Source organism: Christensenella sp. (genome assembly GCF_034927525.1).
In the GTDB taxonomy this organism is placed as follows: domain Bacteria; phylum Bacillota; class Clostridia; order Christensenellales; family Christensenellaceae; genus Christensenella.
Window position 1 is genome coordinate 1 of the sequence record NZ_JAYFPU010000289.1, and the last position, 4,248, is coordinate 4,248.

General features: G+C 43.1%; 5 protein-coding genes and 1 pseudogene. 2 read left to right on the top strand and 4 right to left on the bottom strand.

Annotated features, from left to right (window positions below; all coding sequences use genetic code 11):
* A partial coding sequence (locus VB081_RS11705) for an ABC transporter ATP-binding protein (protein ID WP_323400990.1) occupies positions 1 to 968 on the top strand: 968 nt, incomplete at its 5' end.
* Positions 969 to 1,131: 163 nt separating this feature from the next.
* On the opposite strand, the gene VB081_RS11710 is transcribed toward VB081_RS11705, so the two are convergent.
* Genes VB081_RS11710 through VB081_RS11725 form a run of 4 tightly spaced genes read right to left on the bottom strand, consistent with a single transcriptional unit; the run spans position 1,132 to position 3,784 of the window.
* Positions 1,132 to 1,959, bottom strand: a complete 828-nt coding sequence (locus VB081_RS11710) for an undecaprenyl-diphosphate phosphatase (protein WP_018307459.1) — start codon at positions 1,957 to 1,959, stop codon at positions 1,132 to 1,134.
* The gene (locus VB081_RS11715) at positions 1,946 to 2,239 is read right to left on the bottom strand and encodes a hypothetical protein (protein ID WP_170822280.1); all 294 of its coding nucleotides are present in this window, start codon (positions 2,237 to 2,239) and stop codon (positions 1,946 to 1,948) included. The genes VB081_RS11710 and VB081_RS11715 overlap by 14 nt, the downstream gene beginning before the upstream one ends.
* Positions 2,212 to 3,177 carry a ketopantoate reductase family protein gene (locus VB081_RS11720; protein WP_018307461.1) on the bottom strand — a complete coding sequence of 322 codons (966 nt, stop codon included), beginning with the start codon at positions 3,175 to 3,177 and terminating at the stop codon, positions 2,212 to 2,214. The genes VB081_RS11715 and VB081_RS11720 overlap by 28 nt, the downstream gene beginning before the upstream one ends.
* A 16-nt stretch (positions 3,178 to 3,193) precedes the next feature.
* The gene (locus VB081_RS11725) at positions 3,194 to 3,784 is read right to left on the bottom strand and encodes a TetR/AcrR family transcriptional regulator (RefSeq protein WP_018307462.1); all 591 of its coding nucleotides are present in this window, start codon (positions 3,782 to 3,784) and stop codon (positions 3,194 to 3,196) included.
* A gap of 372 nt (positions 3,785 to 4,156) precedes the next feature.
* On the opposite strand from VB081_RS11725, the pseudogene VB081_RS15060 reads away from it, so the two are divergent.
* Positions 4,157 to 4,248 (top strand): annotated as a pseudogene (locus VB081_RS15060) (PadR family transcriptional regulator); the annotation flags it as partial.

Below are 4,248 nucleotides of genomic sequence, written 5' to 3' on the forward strand. Positions count from 1 at the left end.
CTTTTATTAATCCGATTGGCCAAGTCTCCATGCAGTTCAATATGGTGGTCATGGCGCTTGCCGGCGCGTCCAGAATTTTTGAACTGATGGATGAGGATAGCGAACAGGACAACGGGTACGTCACGCTCGTCAATGCAAAAATAGAAAACGGCGAAGTCAAGGAGTGTGAAGAAAGAACGGATACATGGGCATGGAAGCATCCGCACAGCGACGGGACGCTAACCTATACGCCGCTCCAGGGGGACATCCGCTTTTTAGACGTAGACTTCGGCTACGAAGAAAACAAAACCGTTCTGCACAACATTACGCTATACGCTAAGCCCGGCCAAAAGGTTGCATTTGTCGGAGCGACCGGCGCAGGAAAAACGACGATCACTAATCTGATCAACCGTTTTTACGATATTGCCGATGGAAAAATCCGGTATGACGGAATCAACATCAACAAGATAAAAAAGGCCGATCTTCGCCGTTCGCTCGGTATGGTTTTACAGGACGTGAACCTGTTTACGGGGACGGTTATGGACAATATCCGCTACGGCGAGCTGGACGCGACGGATGAAGAGTGTATCGCAGCCGCCAAGCTCGCCAACGCCGATGGTTTTATCCGTATGCTTCCGCAGGGGTATCACACCGTGCTGGAAGGCGACGGCAGTGGTCTTTCCCAAGGGCAGCGGCAGCTCATTTCCATTGCCCGCGCTGCTGTGGCCGATCCGCCCGTCATGATTTTGGACGAAGCCACTTCCTCGATTGATACCCGAACCGAGGCTATCGTCCAAAAGGGCATGGACGCCCTGATGAAAGGCAGGACGGTTTTTGTGATCGCCCATCGCCTGTCAACCGTTCAGAATGCCAACGTCATTATGGTATTGGAGGATGGCCGCATCACCGAGCGGGGCACCCACGAACAGCTTATTGAGGAAAGAGGAAAATACTATCAGTTGTATACGGGCGCATTTGAACTTGAATAATAAAGCGAATAATGCATTGGAGCTTTGTCGTTCTCGCTCTCCGCAGAGTATTGTCCTCATAATAGAACAAGATTAGAGTAGTGATTTGCATTTATATGGGCAATAAAAAAGACTGTATCAAAGCGATATCTAAACTCGCTTAGATACAGTCTCTGCATATTCACTATGTAAAAATAAAGTATATAATTACAATAGCACCAAGAATAATCCGATACCATCCAAACACCTTAAAGTCATGCTTTTTAATGTAGTTCATCAAGAATTTTATCACAAGCACAGATACGACAAATGCAACAATCATACCAGTGGCCAATATAAGCAACTCTGTGCCTGTAAAAATAAAGCCGAATTTCAGTATTTTGACCGCGCTTAACCCTATCATAACTGGTACGGCAAGGAAAAATGTAAACTCTGCCGCTGCCACCCTGGACACACCAATCAATAATGCCCCCACAATGGTCGCACCCGAACGTGATGTGCCCGGTATGATGGATAACACCTGAAACAAGCCGATCACAAAGGCAGTCTGATAGGTAATATCGGTCAGCTCCCGGATGCGGGGTGCTCGCTTTTTGTTCCAATTTTCAATCAGGATAAATGCGATGCCGTAAACAATCAATGCTGCTGCAATTACAATGGGAGTATGCAAATGCGCCTCGATATAATTGTCAAAGAGAAGCGTCACAATAGCGCCGGGTATGCAGGCAATGACAACCTTAAACCATAGGGAGAAAGTATCTCTTTTTATGATGAGCTGTGATTTATCCCTGAACTGGAACGGGAACATCTTATTCCAGAACATTACGATAACAGAAAGGATAGCGCCAAGCTGTATCACGACAAAGAACATTGCTTTGAATGCTTCACTCATATTCAACGTCAAAAACTGATCCAGGAGAAGCATATGCCCTGTGCTGCTGATCGGCAGCCACTCCGTAACACCTTCCACAACACCTAAAATAATAGCCTTAAAAAATTCAATGATTTCCATTTGCGGCAACCACCCTCCACGTAATTACACCTGTGCTCTTTCCTTTTTCGCGCACCCTGTACGCTGCGGCTTGATGGGACTTGCCCTCCAGCCGTCTGCATATCACCGCTTCATATCGGTTCAGACGCTCCATGTAATCCGTTGTTTCAAGCTCTGCCTGAACCTTGATATTGGCTTTTGCCGAGGCGCTGGCCTTCACATGAGCGGAATCGGTCAGAATATCTTTTCGTCCACCAATCCCCTTTATTGGGATTATGTTATTTGCAAATTTCTTAAACAAACTTGATAGTTTTTATAGAACAACGGGGCTTTCACTTTTAGTTGCTGACCACAATCATAGACGCTTTTGCAGACGTAAATGAGGTCATCAACATTACTGTGAAGCTGCATGATTTTTCGAGTAAGTTCATTGTTGGCAAACATTTTTTTCATAGCTAACCCGGCTATCTTAGATGGGATTTTGTACGGCAGGAGTTCACTTTTATATTTTTTTAGGTCTACGCCTCTTGTTTCCACAATCTTTATGGTTTCACGTATCGCAAGAACGGCCTCTGACAATGCGCTTGCGCTGCTCATAAGAGATTCGGCGGCTTTCTCTGAATTGCTATAACCGGCATATTTTGCCGCCGTTGAGATTACCGCCGCGTTGATTGCCATATGAATCCATATCCACTCAAGCGTACTGTCGGGGCATTCTGTTTTTATATTTGCGGTATTGAATGCCTGAATAAGCGTAGCGTAATTTGAAATAGCTGCGTTTTCCTGTCTCTCAAGCATAATATGGTCGAATAAAACGCAATCCAAAAAATCTTTGGTAATTGTACCGCCTGCAACCGGATAACCTAAGATGTACGAATAACTCCCCGCTATTTTATTGACAGTCTCCTTGTCTTCCCATATGCCGCACATTAAAATGAGCGTTCCTTTTATATTGTTTTCAGACAAAGTTTGAATTGCCGGTTCCAATTTCCCCATTGAGACGCTTACAATAATAAAGTCATAGATGCTATCGGGATGTGCGAGTTTTATTGAATAGGAATCCGTTTTTTTAACGCCCTTTGAATTTTCTCGCCCATCAAGAAGTTTTATATTTATTGTTGAACCTACTTTACCATTTTTGCTTTCTCTAACAAAATGCTCAACGTTATGACCCGCTTTTTGTAAGGCGTAAGCATATGTCATGCCGATAACCCCTAAACCTAAAACTAAAATATCCATAATTCAACCTCTTAAATTACCTCAAATTCTTAATGATCATGTCTAACTGCTCATCTATTAATTCAGGCGACATTTGTTTGCTTAAAGCCAATATATTTAATCCCTCTAATAAAATAATAATGTGATTTGCATATTTCACGACATCGTCGGAAGTTAATTTGGGAATTTCGTTTCTGGAAATCCCATAGTGGAGCGTTTGAGAAATAATAGCTACTGTTTCCGCATAGTATCGCTTGAACATGTCATCCAGAACATTGTTTTTATGAGATAAAAAAAACTCGTATACAGCTATTCTAATCGTGTTTTCAATATTCAGCAATTCGCTTCTTTGCTGTTGTAAAAAGTCGGCAAGTATTTTAACGGCATTTACTCCATTCTCCATGCCCTTCGTAAAAATAAAATAATCGTTTTCTTTTCCAGCGAATAAAATATCTTCAAATATTTCTTTGGTTGAAGAATAATATTTGTATAGCCCGCCTCGACTTATATCACACTCTTCCACAATATCTTTCATTGTTACAGAGGTGTAGCCCGCTCTTATAAAAACGGCGGCAGCTTTCCCCAATATATACTTTTTTTTCTCAATACCTTTTGCAGTCAGTGCCATATAAATACTCCTCACTAAAGACTCGCCAAATAAAGGTGACACGCGTGTCGTTAACAAAATTATATGACACGCGTGTCACCTTGTCAAGCCACAGCGAAAAAATATTGTAGACTTGTAGACCGAAATGAGCTTTCTGCTAAACAGGTCGCTTAAAAGCCCGCAACTTCCGGCCAAGTATGAGGTGCTGACAAAGCCACGCTTTCTATGTATCCGGTGAACAGGATGCCGGGCAGGGCCTTTTATGTTTCGGTTGGCGGGGAAACATTTTCAGCTGTTCTATTGACAGCGAAGCTACTCTGCATTATTATATAGAGGTACTAAACATTACTATGTACCACTACGTATATAAATACTGCTTTGTGGAGGTGTGCAGTGGAAAACCTGAGCGAAATGCTCAAAGGGGTGTTAGAGGGGGTCGTGCTGGAAATTATTGCTCGGGATGAGATTTACGGCTATGAGATTGT

Bases quoted from the DNA above. Each gene is read 5' to 3' on its own strand.
- VB081_RS11710 (WP_018307459.1), bottom strand. From the start codon at position 1,959: ATGGAAATCATTGAATTTTTTAAGGCTATTATTTTAGGTGTTGTGGAA.
- VB081_RS11720 (WP_018307461.1), bottom strand. From the start codon at position 3,177: ATGGATATTTTAGTTTTAGGTTTAGGGGTTATCGGCATGACATATGCT.
- VB081_RS11725 (WP_018307462.1), bottom strand. From the start codon at position 3,784: ATGGCACTGACTGCAAAAGGTATTGAGAAAAAAAAGTATATATTGGGG.